This is a genomic window from Aldersonia sp. NBC_00410, from assembly GCF_026342035.1.
Taxonomy (GTDB): domain Bacteria; phylum Actinomycetota; class Actinomycetes; order Mycobacteriales; family Mycobacteriaceae; genus Aldersonia.
The window spans coordinates 286116-301371 of sequence record NZ_JAPENM010000005.1; the positions used below are offsets into that span (position 1 = coordinate 286116).

Annotated in this window: 14 protein-coding genes; 9 read left to right on the forward strand and 5 right to left on the reverse strand. The window is 65.7% G+C overall.

All coding sequences use genetic code 11. From position 1 onward, the window contains the following. Positions 1 to 150: 150 nt before the first annotated feature. Positions 151 to 1431: a TetR/AcrR family transcriptional regulator gene (locus tag OG921_RS14115; protein ID WP_266113233.1), complete on the reverse strand. Its 1281-nt coding sequence runs from the start codon at positions 1429 to 1431 to the stop codon at positions 151 to 153. A gap of 260 nt (positions 1432 to 1691) precedes the next feature. On the opposite strand from OG921_RS14115, the gene OG921_RS14120 reads away from it, so the two are divergent. The 9 genes from OG921_RS14120 to OG921_RS14160 all read left to right on the forward strand — a co-directional run bounded on the left by OG921_RS14120 (position 1692) and on the right by OG921_RS14160 (position 11738). Continuing rightward, positions 1692 to 3422 (forward strand): nitric oxide reductase activation protein NorD, encoded by a 1731-nt coding sequence (locus tag OG921_RS14120; protein WP_266113085.1) that lies wholly within the window; start codon positions 1692 to 1694, stop codon positions 3420 to 3422. A gap of 68 nt (positions 3423 to 3490) precedes the next feature. Then, a complete protein-coding gene (locus tag OG921_RS14125; RefSeq protein WP_266113086.1) occupies positions 3491 to 4300 on the forward strand; it encodes a CbbQ/NirQ/NorQ/GpvN family protein in 810 nt (269 codons plus the stop codon). 81 nt (positions 4301 to 4381) lie between these two features. Then, positions 4382 to 5494 carry an ABC transporter substrate-binding protein gene (locus OG921_RS14130; protein ID WP_266113087.1) on the forward strand — a complete coding sequence of 371 codons (1113 nt, stop codon included), beginning with the start codon at positions 4382 to 4384 and terminating at the stop codon, positions 5492 to 5494. A 104-nt stretch (positions 5495 to 5598) separates the two neighbouring features. Then, positions 5599 to 6645 (forward strand): spirocyclase AveC family protein, encoded by a 1047-nt coding sequence (locus OG921_RS14135; RefSeq protein ID WP_266113234.1) that lies wholly within the window; start codon positions 5599 to 5601, stop codon positions 6643 to 6645. Next, complete coding sequence (locus tag OG921_RS14140; protein WP_266113088.1) at positions 6627 to 7577, forward strand: SDR family oxidoreductase; 951 nt, start codon at positions 6627 to 6629, stop codon at positions 7575 to 7577. The genes OG921_RS14135 and OG921_RS14140 overlap by 19 nt, the downstream gene beginning before the upstream one ends. After that, positions 7577 to 7750 (forward strand): hypothetical protein, encoded by a 174-nt coding sequence (locus tag OG921_RS14145; protein ID WP_266113089.1) that lies wholly within the window; start codon positions 7577 to 7579, stop codon positions 7748 to 7750. Before OG921_RS14140 ends, OG921_RS14145 begins: the two co-directional genes overlap by 1 nt. Positions 7751 to 7778: 28 nt before the next feature. Then, the gene (locus OG921_RS14150; protein WP_266113235.1) at positions 7779 to 9227 is read left to right on the forward strand and encodes an aldehyde dehydrogenase family protein; all 1449 of its coding nucleotides are present in this window, start codon (positions 7779 to 7781) and stop codon (positions 9225 to 9227) included. 19 nt (positions 9228 to 9246) lie between these two features. Then, a complete protein-coding gene (locus OG921_RS14155; RefSeq protein WP_266113090.1) occupies positions 9247 to 10464 on the forward strand; it encodes a cytochrome P450 in 1218 nt (405 codons plus the stop codon). Between the two features lie 17 nt (positions 10465 to 10481). After that, a complete protein-coding gene (locus OG921_RS14160; protein WP_266113091.1) occupies positions 10482 to 11738 on the forward strand; it encodes a cytochrome P450 in 1257 nt (418 codons plus the stop codon). On the opposite strand, the gene OG921_RS14165 is transcribed toward OG921_RS14160, so the two are convergent. The 4 genes from OG921_RS14165 to OG921_RS14180 all read right to left on the reverse strand — a co-directional run bounded on the left by OG921_RS14165 (position 11735) and on the right by OG921_RS14180 (position 15220). Continuing rightward, complete coding sequence (locus tag OG921_RS14165) at positions 11735 to 12352, reverse strand: twin-arginine translocation pathway signal (RefSeq protein ID WP_266113092.1); 618 nt, start codon at positions 12350 to 12352, stop codon at positions 11735 to 11737. The genes OG921_RS14160 and OG921_RS14165 overlap by 4 nt on opposite strands. Then, positions 12349 to 13155: a hypothetical protein gene (locus OG921_RS14170; RefSeq protein WP_266113093.1), complete on the reverse strand. Its 807-nt coding sequence runs from the start codon at positions 13153 to 13155 to the stop codon at positions 12349 to 12351. The genes OG921_RS14165 and OG921_RS14170 overlap by 4 nt, the downstream gene beginning before the upstream one ends. A 184-nt stretch (positions 13156 to 13339) precedes the next feature. Continuing rightward, complete coding sequence (locus OG921_RS14175) at positions 13340 to 14074, reverse strand: glucose 1-dehydrogenase (protein WP_266113094.1); 735 nt, start codon at positions 14072 to 14074, stop codon at positions 13340 to 13342. Between the two features lie 66 nt (positions 14075 to 14140). Then, entirely contained in the window at positions 14141 to 15220 is a 1080-nt protein-coding gene (locus OG921_RS14180) for a diacylglycerol kinase (RefSeq protein ID WP_266113095.1), read from the reverse strand. Positions 15221 to 15256: the final 36 nt, after the last annotated feature.

Here is a 15256-nt window from a genome sequence, read left to right on the forward strand (position 1 = left end):
GAACCAACGATGGCCTACAGGATGGATCCGAGCGTTCTGGCCGAAGTATCGGCCGAAGTCCTGGACCTGCCACTCGCCGACGGTGAACATGTGTTCGTGGGGTCGAAACTTCGCACCCGCGAACACAATTTGCACCCGGTAAGGAGTGCGTCAGCCGTCGGCGCGTTCGGCAACGCCGCGCACAACCGTGTCTCGTGCGTGCACGAGCGCGGCCCGCCGACCGACCTGCAGCAGGATGTTCTCCGGGATCCACTGCACTCCGATGACGCAGCGCGCGAGCATGTCCGACGACGGGCTTTCGATCCGGATTTCTCCCGAGCGCACGCCCTCGGCGAGCAGGTGCTTCATCTGGCGCACGCGGGTCCCGAACGACCAGGCCGGATCGGTAGCACCGGGTGGGGTCTGCCGCATCCACGCGAGCTGGATGCGGAACTCGTCGCTGAACTGGTCGAGCGCGCTGATGTTCACCCAGCTGAGCGCGTCGATCTTCTCGATAGGCGTCGAATCCGACTGCAGCACACTGGTCCAGCCCGCGGCGAGCTTGTCGCCGAAGGACAGCATGATCGAGCCGAGCAGTTCGTCCTTCGAGCCGATCAAGCGGTACACCGTCCCGGTCCCCATACCGGCGGCCGCGGCAATGTCTCGCACGGTGGTGAATTCATACCCCTTGCGGCCGAACTCTTCTCGGGCCACCGCCCGAACATGGGCGGCCCGGTCATCGGGATCGGCTGCCGACTCGGATGCCCAGGTTCGGACCACCTCGTCGGCGGCGGCGAAGGCACTCGACTCGTCGAGTTCGGTATCGTCGCGCCGGCGTGTCGCGAGTCCGTCGAAAAGAATCCGGCACAGCACCGTGGCGGTGCGATCGGGTGCGGCGTTGTTGCGGATCACGTCGATGCCGACGTGCAGCATCGTCTGGCACACTCGGTCGGCCAGCGTAGGCAGATCGATGTCGGGCCGCAGATAGCCGCTCCATCGCGCCGCGCGCAATGCCTGCAGCATCGCTGTATTCAGGGTGGTCGGCGCGCGGCTGGTCAGTGCTTTCAGTTCGGGATCGTCGCTGGGCCCCTCGTAGAACGACAACTGCAGTGCGGCGCTGTTGCGCACCGCGCACTCCGCGATCGACACCGCCAGCGCGAAGATCTGCTCTGGGATGGGCCCGGCCTCGGGATCGTCGAGCCGGAGTAGTGCGGTTTCGCCGATCCGGTCCAGTTCGGCGTGGTACCGGCGGATCAACTCGATGAGGATCGCTTCTTTGGAGTCGAAGTGGTGGTAAAGGCTTCCCGCGAGGATTCCGGCGGACTCCGCGATCTGCTGCAGCGAGGTGCGCAGACCCGAGGACGCGATCACGGTGTTGGCGGCCTGAAGTATCTCGTTGCGCCGCGTGACGTCGACGGACGTGCCGTCATTGCCAGCGGCGAGGTCGAGCACACGTGCGCGCGAACTCGGCGGGGTGGTCGGGGAACGGGGCGCCTCACGCCTCGGCTGCACAGTACGGACTCCCCTCGAGTTGTGCCCGCACGGTCCTTCGACAGGATGCGGAACATGGCACACCGGAGGTGTGAGTCTACCGCCCGGAGCCGGACTGCCTGGTTCGTGATTCGTGTTGTGTCCTTGGCATTGACTTGCCGTCGCGCCTCACCCTACTGTGGAACAGATATTAGGTCAACGATGTTGGATCGGGGTGCGGGTTGCAGTTCGACCAGGATCGGACCGCCGGTGTGCGGCGATGGGAGCTCATCGCGGGCGCGGTGGCAGGCCGTCCGCTTCGAGTGCTCGCCCTCGATGGCGGTGAAGCGGCCTGGACGGATGGCAGCGCGATTTACGTCGATCCCGGCGCCGGCACAGCGCGGCTGCTCGAGTCCGTGACGGTGCAGGCGTCGCTACTGGCGGCAGGCAGCCTCGACGCGGCCGTGCTGCGCAGGGTCGCCCGCCGGACCAACCTCACCCGGCGCTACCTGGCGGTCGAGGGGCATCGTGCGCTGGCCTGCAACGAGGACGTGCTGCCACCCGCGGTGCGGCCCTTGGTCGACTGGAACCTCGCCGCGCGCAGCGACTCGCCGACCGCCTCGTTGGCCCTTGCGTCATCGGATGACGTCCTGCCCGATCCGCCCTCCGCCTTCGGTGCCATCCGGCCACGTCAGATGCGAGAAAGCGACGCGGGCAAGGAATTCGGACCAGCGGCAGCAACGCACGCGCCGCGCCGCCGGAACGACCGCGAGTTGGCCGAACTCGATGACGAGACCGGCGAGGCCGACATCCTCGACATCGTCTCCAGCCCGGTCTCCGGGGGCGGGGGCATCGGTCGGCTACTCCAGCGAATGCTCGGCGCGGTCCGCAAGCTGGGTGGCGAGGGTGGTACGCCCGGCGCCGACACTCCGTCGCACCGGTTGCGATCGGGTGCCCGCGGTGGCGGCCCACGCATCTTCTCCACCGCCCGCGCCGAGTCGGACGAGGAAGTACTCGGCGACGGCCGCAAATGGACCTACCCGGAGTGGGATGCCGGGCGGCGGGCGTACCGCCCGGACTGGTGCACCGTGCTGGAGGCAGCACCGCCGCCCGATGCCGCCGGCCACCCCGGAGACTGGTCGGGTCATGCACTGCGCCGCCCGCTTGCTCGCCTCGGAGTAGGGATCGAGCGTCGGCACCGCCAGTTTCAGGGTGACGACATCGACCTCGACGCGGCCGTCGAGGCGCGGGTCGAGGCGCTCGCGGGAACCGTTCCCGACGAGGCGGTCTACATCGAAAGCGTGCGGCGGCGACGTGACCTCGCCGTGCTCGTCCTCCTCGACGTGTCCGGCTCGGCGGGCGAGCCGGGCGCGGGGGGAACGACCGTGCACGACGAACAGCGCGCGGCAGCCGCCGCGATCACGATGGCGTTGCACGAACTCGGCGACCGCGTCGCGCTCTACGCGTACAACTCGCAGGGTCGTTCGTCGGTGTGGTTGTCGGCGCTCAAGCGATTCGACGACAACCTCGACGAGCTGGCGCTGCGGCGGCTGGCGGGGCTCATGCCCGCGGCCTACTCCCGGTTGGGCGCCGCGGTCCGGCACGGTACCGCGGTACTCGAGCGCGAGGGCGGTGCATCGCGACGCCTCCTCGTGGTGTTGTCCGATGGACTGGCCTACGACCACGGCTACGAACGTGCCTACGGCTCGGCCGACGTTCGGCGAGCGCTCGCCGAATCGCGTGCGCGCGGGATCGGTTGTCTGTGCCTGACGATCGGCGCCGGGACCGACACCGAGGATCTGCGTCGAGCCTTCGGCAGCGCGGCACACGCGACGATTCCGCGCCCCGAGCAGCTGAGTCGGGTAATCGCGCCGCTGTTCCGGTCGGCGCTGAGCGCCGCAGACATGCGTCGACGCATCGCGCAGCGGCACCGACCACACGCCCAGCGGGATCCCCGCGTCAGTGCCCCCTAGCAGCTCGCTGCGCCGACGAGGCGCAGCACACCCGGCGCGCGGAATCGACCGCGCGGGAAGGAAATCTCATGGTAAGCGGAACGCGCCCGTACTACGTCGCGGTCGACAATGAGGAGCAGGTATTCAAGGCCGCATACCGGCAGGGCATGTCGATCGTGTTGAAGGGCCCGACCGGCTGCGGCAAGACCCGTTTCGTCGAGGCGATGGCCTACGACCTCGACCGGCCCCTGATCACCGTTTCCTGCCATGACGATCTGACCACCGCCGACCTGGTCGGCCGGTACTTGCTGCGCGGTGGCGAGACCGAATGGGCCGACGGACCGCTGACGCGGGCGGTGCGCGAAGGGGCGATCTGCTACCTCGACGAGGTGGTGGAGGCGCGTCAGGACACGACTGTCGTACTCCATCCGCTCGCCGATTATCGGCGGCAGTTGCCGATCGAACGGCTGGGGGAGACCCTCGATGCGGCACCGGGTTTCGGCCTGGTGGTGTCGTACAACCCGGGCTATCAGAGCGTGCTGAAGGACCTGAAGGATTCGACACGGCAGCGGATGGTCGCCATCGAGTTCGGTTTTCCCGCACCCGATGTGGAGGAGAAGATCGTCGCCAGCGAGTCGGGCGTCAGCACCGACGTCGCGGCCGCACTCGTGCGGCTCGGGCAGGCAATCCGGCGGGTCGACACAGCGGGTCTGCGCGAGGTCGCCTCGACGCGGGTGCTCATCGCCGCCGGACGATTGGTCGCCGAGGGATTGGGTGCACGGACCGCCGCGCGTGCGGCCATTGCCGGACCGTTGACCGACGACGCACTGGTGGCCGGCGGGCTGTTCGAGATGATCGACGCCTATCTGCCCGACGACAATGTCCGGCAAGGGGATTGACCATGGCAGGCCGTCCCGCTAGGTTGGAACAAAGATTAGGTTGTTCGCGCGGGACAATGCCTGCGCACCCTCGGAGGTGACATGTCCTACGAAAGCACGGCACAACCGATCAAGGTCGGATATCTGATGGACTTCAAACTCCCGGATTTCTTCCCGGAGACAATGCGTGACGACCTGACCCGGCCCTTCGAGATGGTCTTCGCGGATGCCCGCGAGCGAGGCATCATCGACCGACCGGTGGAGATGGTCTACCGCGAAGTCGAGGGCTTGCCCAAGGGTTCGGTCAAGGCGGTTATCGACGCCTACGGCGAACTCGTCGACGAAGGTTGCCTGGTGGTGTTCGGGCCGAACATCACCGACAACGCCGTCCCCACGAAGGAAGCGATCGAGGAGAGGTTCAAGGTTCCGGGGATCAGCGTCACCGGAACCGACGACTGGCTGGGGGAGTGGACCTTCGCATTCCCGCAGGGGTCGATGACCGACGAGCCCATCTTCTGGGCGGATCTGCTTGCCAAGGCAGGGCACCGCGAGGTCGGTGTCATCATCGAGAAATCGCTGGTCGGCGAGAGCTACCTGAAGAACTTTCAAAAGGCATGCCGCAGCAAAGGAATTCGCATCACTGCCGAGGTGTCGATCGCGCAGACCGCTCAGGATGTCGGCGGAGCGGTGCAGACACTGCACGAGGCGAAGGTCGACGCGATTGTGCACTGCGGCTTCGGCTTCGGCATCGTGTTCGTCAATCCGGCGCTCGAGGCGTTGGGCTGGGATCCGCCCAGGTACACCAGTACCGCGTTCCAGAACGCCTGGGTGAATCCGGTGATGTGGAACGCATTGCTCGGCTGGACCGGCATCGATCAATACGACGAGCACAACCGGGTCGGCCAGGCGTTTCTCGATCTTTACCAGGAGAAACTCGGGCGCCGGCCGGAGTACTGCGTGCCGGTGGTGAATCGCGATGTTGCCACCACGCTGCTGCAGGCGTTCACCGACTCGCACCCACTGAGTCCGCGGGGCGTCAAAGAGGCGCTGGAGCGGGTGAAGATGCTGCCGGCCGCGTCGGGGGCGCCCGGCACCAGGGTGTCGTTCGGGAAGTGGACCCGTCGGGCATGGATGGGCGCCGGGTACCTCGTGGCGCGGCGCCTCGATCCCGACGGCGTCACCACCCACCTGGTCGACCGGTTCGGTGAGGAATAGCCGTGACGACCGAACAAAGCGCTCCGGCAGGCGGTTCCGCGCCGCCGCAGCGCATACCCGGCGAGCAGAGCCCACCGACCAAACGTTCCTACCTCGGTTGGGGCCTGCTGGCGCTGGCCTTGCTGGTGCTCTGGTTCATCGCGGCCAACGCGCGGCGCGGGGCAGTGTCCGACCGGATCCGCAATCCCGAGGTCGAAGGCGCACCGCGACCGGTTGAGCCGCTCTTCGGCTTCGACCACTGGATCGCGGTAATCCATATCGGCACCATCCTGCTCGTCCTGACGGTGATCGTGATCTGGGTGCGCATGTTCCGGCAAAACCCCCGGAACCCGGTGCTGATCATGGGCTTCATGACGACCGTGATCGTCTGGCAGGACCCGATCATGAACTGGGCGCCGTTCGCGGTCTACAACCCGTTGCTGTGGCACTGGCCCGAGGATTGGCCGCTGGTGTCGCTGTCGCCCACTGTCGAACCGTTCGTGGTGATCGGCTATGTGTTGTTCTACCTCGGCCCGTACTTCCCGGCGGTCGCCATTCTGCGTAAGCTGCAGGCCGCGCGCAGTCCGGAATCGTTCGTGTGGCGGCATCCGCTGATCTGCCTGGCCGGCTTGATCCTGGTGATCGGGTTCGCCTTCGACATGATTCTCGAGGTGTCGCTGGTTCGCACCGGGATGTACATCTACTCCCAAGCCATTCCGTTCGGGACGATCTTCGCCGGTACGACGCACCAGTTCCCGCTCTTGTGGGAGTCGCTGTCGGTGACGTTCGTGATGATCCCGGCCGGCGTGCTGATCTATCGCGACGACAGCGGCCGCACGGTCGCCGAGAAGCTTGCGCAGCGGGCCCGGATCTTCCCGAAGCGCCCGTTTGTCGGAATGGTCATCGTGATGGCCGTGATCATGAACATTTCCTACTTCATCTACGGCGGCTGGTTCGCTGCGATCAAGTGGTCCGGTCAGGCCACCTCGGTTGCCTGCCCGTGGCCGTATCCGGATGCGAAGGTCTTTGACCCACAAGGGTTCTACGAAGAGAACGGCGCAGCCGGCCCATACTCTGTCGGCATCTGGTCGGAGTGGATGAGTGGCCAGCCGAACGGACGTCCAGACGTCGAGTTCGCCTCGACGAGCGATCGATGCGGAGCAGAGCAGTGACCGAGTCGCGCAGTGTTGTCGTCACCGGGGCATCGCGCGGCCTGGGCCTCGCGTCGGCCGCCCACCTGTATCGGCACGGTTGGCGGGTGGTCGCAGCGATGCGCTCGGTCGACACCGGGATGGCCGCATTGCGTGCCGAGACGGGCGCCGCCGCAGACGATCCCCGATTGATCGGTGTGCGGCTCGACCTCCTCGATGAGGACTCGATCGTTGCCGCGGCGGCCGCGATAGCGGCGGCCGTCGGGGCGCCGGATGCGTTGGTGCACAACGCGGGGATCGCATCCGCCGGCACCGTCGAGGAAACTCCGATGGAGTTGTGGCAGCAGATGTTTACGACGCACCTGTTCGGTCCCGTCGCGCTGACCAAGGCCCTGCTGCCCGGGATGCGGGCCGCTGGGCGGGGCCGGATCGTGGTGATCTCGAGTGCGGGCGGGGTGCGCGGTATGCCGGCGATCGCCGCGTACTCGGCGGCCAAGGGCGCGACCGAACGCTGGGCGGAGTCGCTCGCCGGCGAGATCGCAGCCTTCGGCCTCGGTGTCACCGTCATCGTCACCGGAGTGTTCGACACCGACATCATTACCGATCACGGCACGCAGACCTTCCGTGATTTCGAGGGTCCGTACGGCCGTCACCACGCGACGATCGACAAGCGTGGTCGCGCCGCGATGAAAATCGCCCACTCACCGGAGAAGTTCGCGAAGGAGCTGGCGAAGGCGCTCGACGACACCCGGCCGATCGTGCGCCGGTCGACGGGCATCGACGCAACCTCCCTGGTTGTGTCCAACCGATTACTGCCCGGACGGGCGATGCACCAGGTCTCGCGGCTGGCGATGGGATTGCCCAGACAGGGCGCCATGCGTCCCGGTGTCGTCAAACTGGGCATCGGCACTCGCGCGCTGATCGCCGCGGCCAAGGTGATTCCGCGCCGGTGATGCAGCGAATTGTCGTGCTGGTGATGAAGTTTCAGAAACCGCCCAGCCCTGCCGACGTAGTGCCGCCGGTTGAATCCGACCCGGCCGGCGATCAGTCGAACACCATAACGGACGAGGCCGGATCGGCACAGCCGACCGAAAGCTACAGCGAGGAGACCAAGATCCATGGCTGACAAAGTTGTCCCACGGTTCGAATCTCGGATGCTGATCGATGGAAAGCTTGTCGACGGCAGTGCGGGAACCTTCACGAACGTCAACCCCGCCACCGAGGAGGTCATCGGCGAGGTCGCCGATGGATCAGTCGCGGACATGCGCCGGGCGATCGATGCGGCACGTCGAGCATTCGACGAGACTACGTGGTCGACCGATCGTGCGTTCCGAGCGAAATGCCTGCTGCAGCTGCAGGAAGCGCTCGAGGCCGAGCGCGAGGAACTGCGCGAGGAACTGATCCTGGAGGCGGGTTGCCCGCGGGCGATCACCTTCGGGCCGCAGCTCGATGCTCCGCTGTCCGACGGACTGACGTACCCGGCCAAGCTCATCGAAGAGTTCCCCTGGGAAACCGATCTCGGCGACGCGTTCGTCTCGGTGACCGGTGTCAATACGACCCGCAAGGTATGGCGCGAGGCGGTCGGCGTGGTCGGTGCGATCGTGCCGTGGAACTTCCCGTTCGAGGTTTCGCTGCACAAGCTGGCGCAGGCGCTGGCGACAGGGAACACCGTGGTGCTCAAGCCGGCACCGGACACACCGTTCAACGCGACCCGCCTGGGCCGGCTCATCGCCGAGCACACCGACATCCCGGCCGGCGTGGTGAATGTCGTGACCGCATCGGATCACCTTGTCGGCGAGGAACTCACCCTCTCGCCCAAGGTCGATCTCATCTCCTTCACCGGTTCGACTGCGGTCGGGCAGCGGATCATGGAGAAGTCCGCAGCGACGATGAAGCGGCTGTTCCTCGAGCTCGGTGGAAAGTCTGCGACCATCATCTGCGAGGACGCCGACTTCGGATTTGCCTGCGCTATCGGCATTGCCCCGTGCATGCACGCCGGTCAGGGCTGCGCCAACCCGACCCGACTCCTGCTTCCGCGTTCGCGTTACGACGAGGGCGTGGCGATGCTGAAGGCGATGTACGACGCGGTCGCTCCCGGTGACCCGCAGGATCCGTCGACGCTGTGTGGCCCCGTGATTTCGGCGAGGCAGCGTGAGCGCGTGCTCGGCTACATCCGCAAGGGCATCGAAGAGGGCGCGACCCTGTTGTCCGGCGGACCGGAGCGGCCCGAGGGGCTCGACAAGGGTTACTTCGTCAAGCCCACGCTATTCGTCGATGTCGACAACAAGATGACCATCGCCCAGGAAGAGATTTTCGGCCCTGTGCTGGCGGCGATTCCGTACGAGGACGAGGACGACGCGGTCCGGATCGCGAACGATAGTCCGTACGGGCTCGCCGGGAATGTCATGTCCGGTTCGATCGATCATTCCCTCGCACTGGCACGCCGGCTTCGAGCCGGTTTCATCGGAATCAACGGAACGGCCGCGTACAGCGCCGATGCTCCATTCGGTGGTTACAAGGCCAGCGGTGTCGGACGGCAGAACGGGCTTGCCGGATTCGAGCAATACACCGAGATGAAAACCGTCGCCTACCCCGCAGAATGAGCAGAAAGAACCCTTCGGTATGCAGTTATTCGATGATCTAGAAGATTTCGGTTCCTTCGATGACGTGGTGTCCGGAGATGTCCGCGACCCCTACACGGAGTTGGCCCGCATTCGGCGGGAGGAACCGGTGCAGCGTATCGAATTGTCGATGATGCCGGGCGATGACACGAAACCGCTGTTCATTGCGTACCGCCACGAAGACATCGCGCAGATGTTGCGCGACAACGAGACATTCTCGTCCGCCATTGTCCTGCAGGCATTCGGTGATGTGCTCGGCAAGCAGGTGATGCTCGGGCTCGACGAGCCCGACCACGGTCGCCACCGCGCCCTGGTTTCGAAGGCGTTCACCCAGAAGGCACTTGCCAAATGGGAGGACGAGTTGGTCGGCACTGTCGGCAATAGCCTGATCGACAAGATCGTGGCGAAGGGCAGCGCGGATCTGGTGCGGGAGTTCACTTTCCCATTTCCCACTCAGATCATCGCGGGACTCATCGGGCTACCGCGCGACGACTTTCCGCAATTCCAGAAGTGGTCGATCTCGCTGCTGAGTTTCACTGTGAACCCGGAGCGCGGCAAGGCGGCCTCGATCGCCCTCGAAGAGTACTTCGCACCGATCCTCGCGGAACGCCGCGAGAATCCGCAGGACGACCTGATCAGCCGCCTCGCCACGGCCGAGATCGACGGCGAGCGACTCGCGGACAGCGAGATCTTCTCGTTCCTACGACTGCTGCTTCCCGCTGGTGTGGAGACCACCTACCGCTCTCTGGGCAACCTGATCTTCGGATTGCTCACGCACCCGGACCAATTCGAGGCTATCCGGGCCGATCGCTCGCTCATTCCGCAGGCGATCGAGGAAGCGGTGCGCTGGGAGGCGCCGTTGTTGACGATCACCCGCGTGGCCACGCGCGACACCGAACTCGGTGGCGTGGCAATCCCTGCGGGTTCGTCGGTGATGCCGATGCTGGGCGCGGCCAATCGGCAGGAGGACCGGTACGAGGACCCGGATTCCTTCAACATCTTCCGGCCGGCCCGGGCGAACATCTCGTGGGGTTACGGAGCCCATGTCTGCCTCGGCATGCATCTGGCTCGACTCGAGATGCGGGTGGCGATGAACCTGCTGCTCGATCGGCTACCGAACCTGCGGCTCGATCTGGAAGGCAAGGATCCGCACATCCGAGGCCAGGTGTTCCGCTCACCGACCGCACTACCAGTGCTGTTCGACGCGACGCCGCGGTGACCTCGAGGAGGCCCGAAGTGGACGAGTTCGACGAGGTGGACTTCTTCACCGACCCGGCCCTGATCCCGAGTCCGTACGAGTACTTCGATCAACTTCGGTCGAAGTGCCCGGTACTCACCAACGAGCAGTACGGCCTCGTCGCGATCACCGGACATGACGAAGCTGTTGCGGTGTACAAGGATTCGGCATACTCATCGTGCGTCACGGTGGCCGGGCCCTATTCCGGCGTCTCGTTCGATCCCACGGACGACGATATCGGCGCGCTGATCGAGGAATGCCGCGACCGGATTCCGATGAGCGAGCACATCGTGACGCAGGACCCGCCTCATCACACCCGCACCCGCGGACTGTTGAGCCGTCTGCTGACACCGCGACGGCTGCAGGAGAACGAAGAGTTCATGTGGCGCCTCGCCGATCGGCAGCTCGCCGAATTCGTCGCCGAGGGCAGCTGCGAGTTCATGGCTGCCTACGCGAAGCCGTTCTCGATGCTCGTGATCGCCGACCTGCTCGGCGTCCCGGAATCGGATCACGACGCGTTCCGGGAATCGCAGTACGGGGTGATCGCGGGCAACCTCGGCAAGGACCAGATGGCGCACAATCCGCTGCTCTGGCTCGAAGCGAAGTTCACCGAGTACGTAACCGACCGGCGCAGCGAGCCGCGCGAGGATGTGCTGACCGCGCTCGCTCTGGCCAAGTATCCCGACGGCGGGACACCGGAAGTCGTCGACGTCGTCCGGCTCGCCACGTTCCTGTTCGCGGCCGGACAGGACACGACGACCAAACTGTTGTCCGCGGGTATCCGGATGATCGCCGAGCAGCCGGAACTCCAGCAACAACTACGCGACGACCGGGACATCATCCCGGGATTCCTCGAAGAAGTGCTGCGGCTGGAGAGCCCGGTGAAAAGTCATTTCCGGTTGTCGAGCCGGCCCACGTCGATCGGCGAAATGCCCATTCCGGCCGGCACGACGGTGATGCTGCTGCCGGGCGCGAGCAACCGTGATCCGCGGAAGTTCCCGGAACCCAATGAGTTACGCGTCGATCGGCGAAACGTGCGCGAGCACGTCGCATTCGGTCGTGGAATCCACTCGTGCCCGGGCGCGCCGCTGGCCCGCGCCGAGGGCCGGATCTCGATGAACCGGATTCTCGACCGCATGGGCACCATCACGATCGACGAGCGGCAACACGGCCCGGCGGGGGAGCGGCGGTATTCCTACGATCCGACGTTCATCATGCGCGGCCTCTCGGAGCTGCACATCGAGTTCAACCCCTAAACCGGATCGAACTTCGAAATAAGCCACTTCCCGTCGACCTTGTCCATCGTCGCGACGACACTGCTCGAGGCTATCGCCGGGTCCGGCTGGTCTTTGCTGGTCGTCGTTTGATTGATGAACAGCAGCACCTTCGCGCTATCGGGGTGCATCTCCGACACCGCGGAGCGGACCACGACGGCGTTGGTCTTGACCGCCTTGTCCTTCGCCGCGGGTGCGACGACCTGTTCGGTGAACTGCTTGTAGTAGTCGAGGAAGTCTCCGGTGAGGTGTGACTGCGCCGCGGCGAGATCCTGATCGAGGGTGTCGGGACCATACGTGAGTACCGCGACCGCGCCATCGGCCGCCGCGGCACGAGCCTCCTCGGTGGCGGCGGCGTCGGTCTGCTGATCCGGGCGGTACTGCACGAAGTACACCGTGGCGGCCGTTGCCACCGAGGCCACCAGGACGACCGCGAGCATCGCGGCACCGAGGTGGCCCTTCAGCCACATGATTGCCTTGGCAACGGGCATGAGCACCCGGTACTTCAAAGGCAGCTTGGGCGCCGCCGTTGGCAATTCGGCAGGATCGGTTTCGGACACGTCGGCTTCCAGTACGTCGGAGTTGGTCGGGGTCACGGTACGTAATCCACCTTCGACATCTTGATCTGGTCGCCTTCGTGGGTGACGGTCACGGCAAGGCGCCATGCGCGCGGTTCCTGGTCGGCGCCGGCGGAATTGGTGACCTTCGAGGTGGCGGAGACGAGCACCACTGCGTCGTTGTCGTTCATCGATTCGACGGCTGTCGAATTGACCTGGCCCTCGGTCGCCACTTTGGAATCTTGGATCACCTTGGCAAAGTCGTCTTTGCGGCTCTGGAAGTCATCGCGGAACTCACCGGTGGAACTGTCCAGCACGCGCTGGATGTCCGCCTCGGCGTTGTTGAAGTCGAGCGAGGTGAGCGTGACGACGCCCTGTTTCGCCGCGGCCGCGTATTCCGCCGCTTGGTCGCGATCGCTTTCGGCCTGCCGATGCTGGTAGGTCATGTACCCGGTTGCCGCGAGCGCTGCGCAGATCACTACGACGGCGGCGGACGTCAGAATCGTCCATGCGGGGCCCTTCCGGCGTCGGCCGGGTTCCTGCTGCCAATCGGTCGCCGGAGTTTCCCCATACTCCTTGGTGAGAGTCACCGTAGGGGTCGGGTCGTCCGCGGCACCGGCCGCCTGCGCGCCAACGTCGGAATCCCGGCGCAGTCGGGCCGCATGCGCGCGAGCGGCTGCCGCAGTCGCTTCGGCGGCAGCAGCAGTTGCTGCGGCAGCCGCGGCCTCCGCCTCAGCGTCGGCTGCAGCGAGATCCAATCGGGCGGCGTCGCTGCCGGAAGCCCCCTCGCCGCCGGCCGAGGACGAGCCTCGACTGGGATGGCCGGGCGTCGAGTCCGGCATCGGTCACCTCCTGGTTGACTGCACAGATGAGAATGACGCTACCGTAAATAGCATGTGAGGACCATCACGCGGCCTGAGAACTGTCTTGGAAATTGCTTATAACGTGCGGAAATGACGTTCTCTCCAAAGAGCGCCGTCGCTACCGTTGCCCGCCGAAGATGAATTCGGCGGGCATGTGCGCAGACTATTTGTGCGGCACGTCGGCGACCAGGCCGCCGTCGACGACGAACTCGGCGCCCGTGGCATACGACGACTCGTCGCTCGCGAGGAAGAGGACGAACGTCGCGACCTCGTACGGATCCGCGGCGCGGCCGAGTGGCATCTTGACCATGTCCTCGGGGATGCCCTCGGTCATCGGGGTGCGGATCAGGCCCGGGTGCAGCGAGTTGACCCGAATCTTGTGCGGCGCCAACTCCAGCGCGGCAGACTTCGCGAGTCCGCGCACCCCCCACTTCGAGGCGACATAGCCATGCGCCCATGGCGCGCCGCGAAGACCCTCGACGGACGAGACGTTGATGATCGAGCCGCCACCGGCCGCGATCATCGCGTCGACGGATGCCTGGATACCGAGGAACGTGCCGGTGAGGTTGACGTCGAGGATCTGGCGCCACTTGTCGAGGCGGAACTTGGCGATCGGGCTGCCGTTGACGATGCCCGCGTTGTTCACCAGCACATTGAGCGAACCGAACTCGTTCACCGCGAGGGCGACGGCCGCCTGCCACTCCTCGGGCTGGGTGACATCGAGGTGCACGTAGCGCGCAGCCTCACCCAACTCATCGGCGAGCGCTTTGCCCTTTTCGTCGAGAATGTCGCTGATAATGACCTTGGCGCCCTCGGCGACGAGCAGGCGGGCATGAGCCTCACCCATGCCCTGCGCGCCGCCGCTGATGATTGCAACTTTTCCATCCACGCGTCCCATGTCGCGTGACGCTACCCGATTGGACAGGTGTCTGGCTAGAACGTGTTCTACCCGCAATTAGGTCGCTCAGGAGGGGATCCGGAACAGCCCCTTGCCGGTGACGAACGGCAGATCCAGCGTCGTGCGGATGCCCGGGTCGGCGTCGACCACCGCCGGGATCGCGTTCACGACGCGTCCCGCGCCGGCCGCGATAGCCGCGTAGTTGTGGTCGCCCTTGCGGCTCGTCGGGCAGATGTCGACGACATACGAGGGTTCGCCGGTGATCTCGACGCGGTAGGAGCCGCCCTCCTGGGCTGGGCGGCGCCAATCCGGACGCAGGTCGTCGCGCAGCCGCGTGACGTGCTCGATGACGATTGCCGGATGGTCCCCGACCCAGCCGAAGATCTCGAACTTCAGTGCGGCGACGCCGCCCTTGGGGATGTGCCCGGCCGAAATATCGAACGCCTCGGGCGCCGGCTCGCGCTCATAGGTTTCGGTGATGTTGTCGATCTCGATGCCGAGACCGGCCGCGAGCTGGCGAATCGCGGTGCCCCACGCCATGCCGAGCATGCCCGGCTGCAGCAGCATCGGCACCTCGTCGAGCGTCATCCCGAAGCCCATGACGTCGAACATGACGGTCGAACCGTCATAGGTCGCGTAGTCGGCGATCTCGAGGCACCGCACCTGCTCGATGCTCTGGCAGGTGGAGGCGAAAGCGAACGGGATCAGGTCGTTGACGAACCCGGGATCGACGCCGGTGATGAACAGGCTCGCATTGCCCTGCTCGGCGGCCTCTTCGAACTGCGCAATGTACTTACGGGGCAGCACCTGCCAGGGGTACTGCAGCATGCCGGGCGCCGAGCCCGCGACGTTCACGCCGGCGGCGAGAATGCGGCGCACGTCCTCCATGGCCTCGATCGGCCGGTTGTCACCCATCGCGCAGTACACGACGCAATCGGGCTTGTCGGCGAGCACGGCATCCAGGTCGTTGATCGCGGTGATACCGGTGACGACCTCGAGTCCGGCGAGTTCACCGGCATCTTTGCCCACCTTGGCGTCGGTGGACACGCAGACCCCGGTCAGTTCGAAGCGCTCATCGTCGATCAGGTGTGCCAGCGCTATGCGGCCGACGTTTCCGGTGCCGACATGGGCGACGCGGATGGGCATGGGTGTCTCCTGTCGAAGATGTGTCTCGCGTAGTGC

Coding starts and splice junctions, on each gene's coding strand:
- OG921_RS14150 (WP_266113235.1), top strand. CDS start 7,779: ATGCTGATCGATGGAAAGCTTGTCGACGGCAGTGCGGGAACCTTCACG.
- OG921_RS14170 (WP_266113093.1), bottom strand. CDS start 13,155: ATGCCGGACTCGACGCCCGGCCATCCCAGTCGAGGCTCGTCCTCGGCC.
- OG921_RS14155 (WP_266113090.1), top strand. CDS start 9,247: ATGCAGTTATTCGATGATCTAGAAGATTTCGGTTCCTTCGATGACGTG.
- OG921_RS14140 (WP_266113088.1), top strand. CDS start 6,627: ATGCGGAGCAGAGCAGTGACCGAGTCGCGCAGTGTTGTCGTCACCGGG.
- OG921_RS14125 (WP_266113086.1), top strand. CDS start 3,491: ATGGTAAGCGGAACGCGCCCGTACTACGTCGCGGTCGACAATGAGGAG.
- OG921_RS14175 (WP_266113094.1), bottom strand. CDS start 14,074: ATGGGACGCGTGGATGGAAAAGTTGCAATCATCAGCGGCGGCGCGCAG.
- OG921_RS14130 (WP_266113087.1), top strand. CDS start 4,382: ATGTCCTACGAAAGCACGGCACAACCGATCAAGGTCGGATATCTGATG.
- OG921_RS14145 (WP_266113089.1), top strand. CDS start 7,577: ATGCAGCGAATTGTCGTGCTGGTGATGAAGTTTCAGAAACCGCCCAGC.
- OG921_RS14180 (WP_266113095.1), bottom strand. CDS start 15,220: ATGCCCATCCGCGTCGCCCATGTCGGCACCGGAAACGTCGGCCGCATA.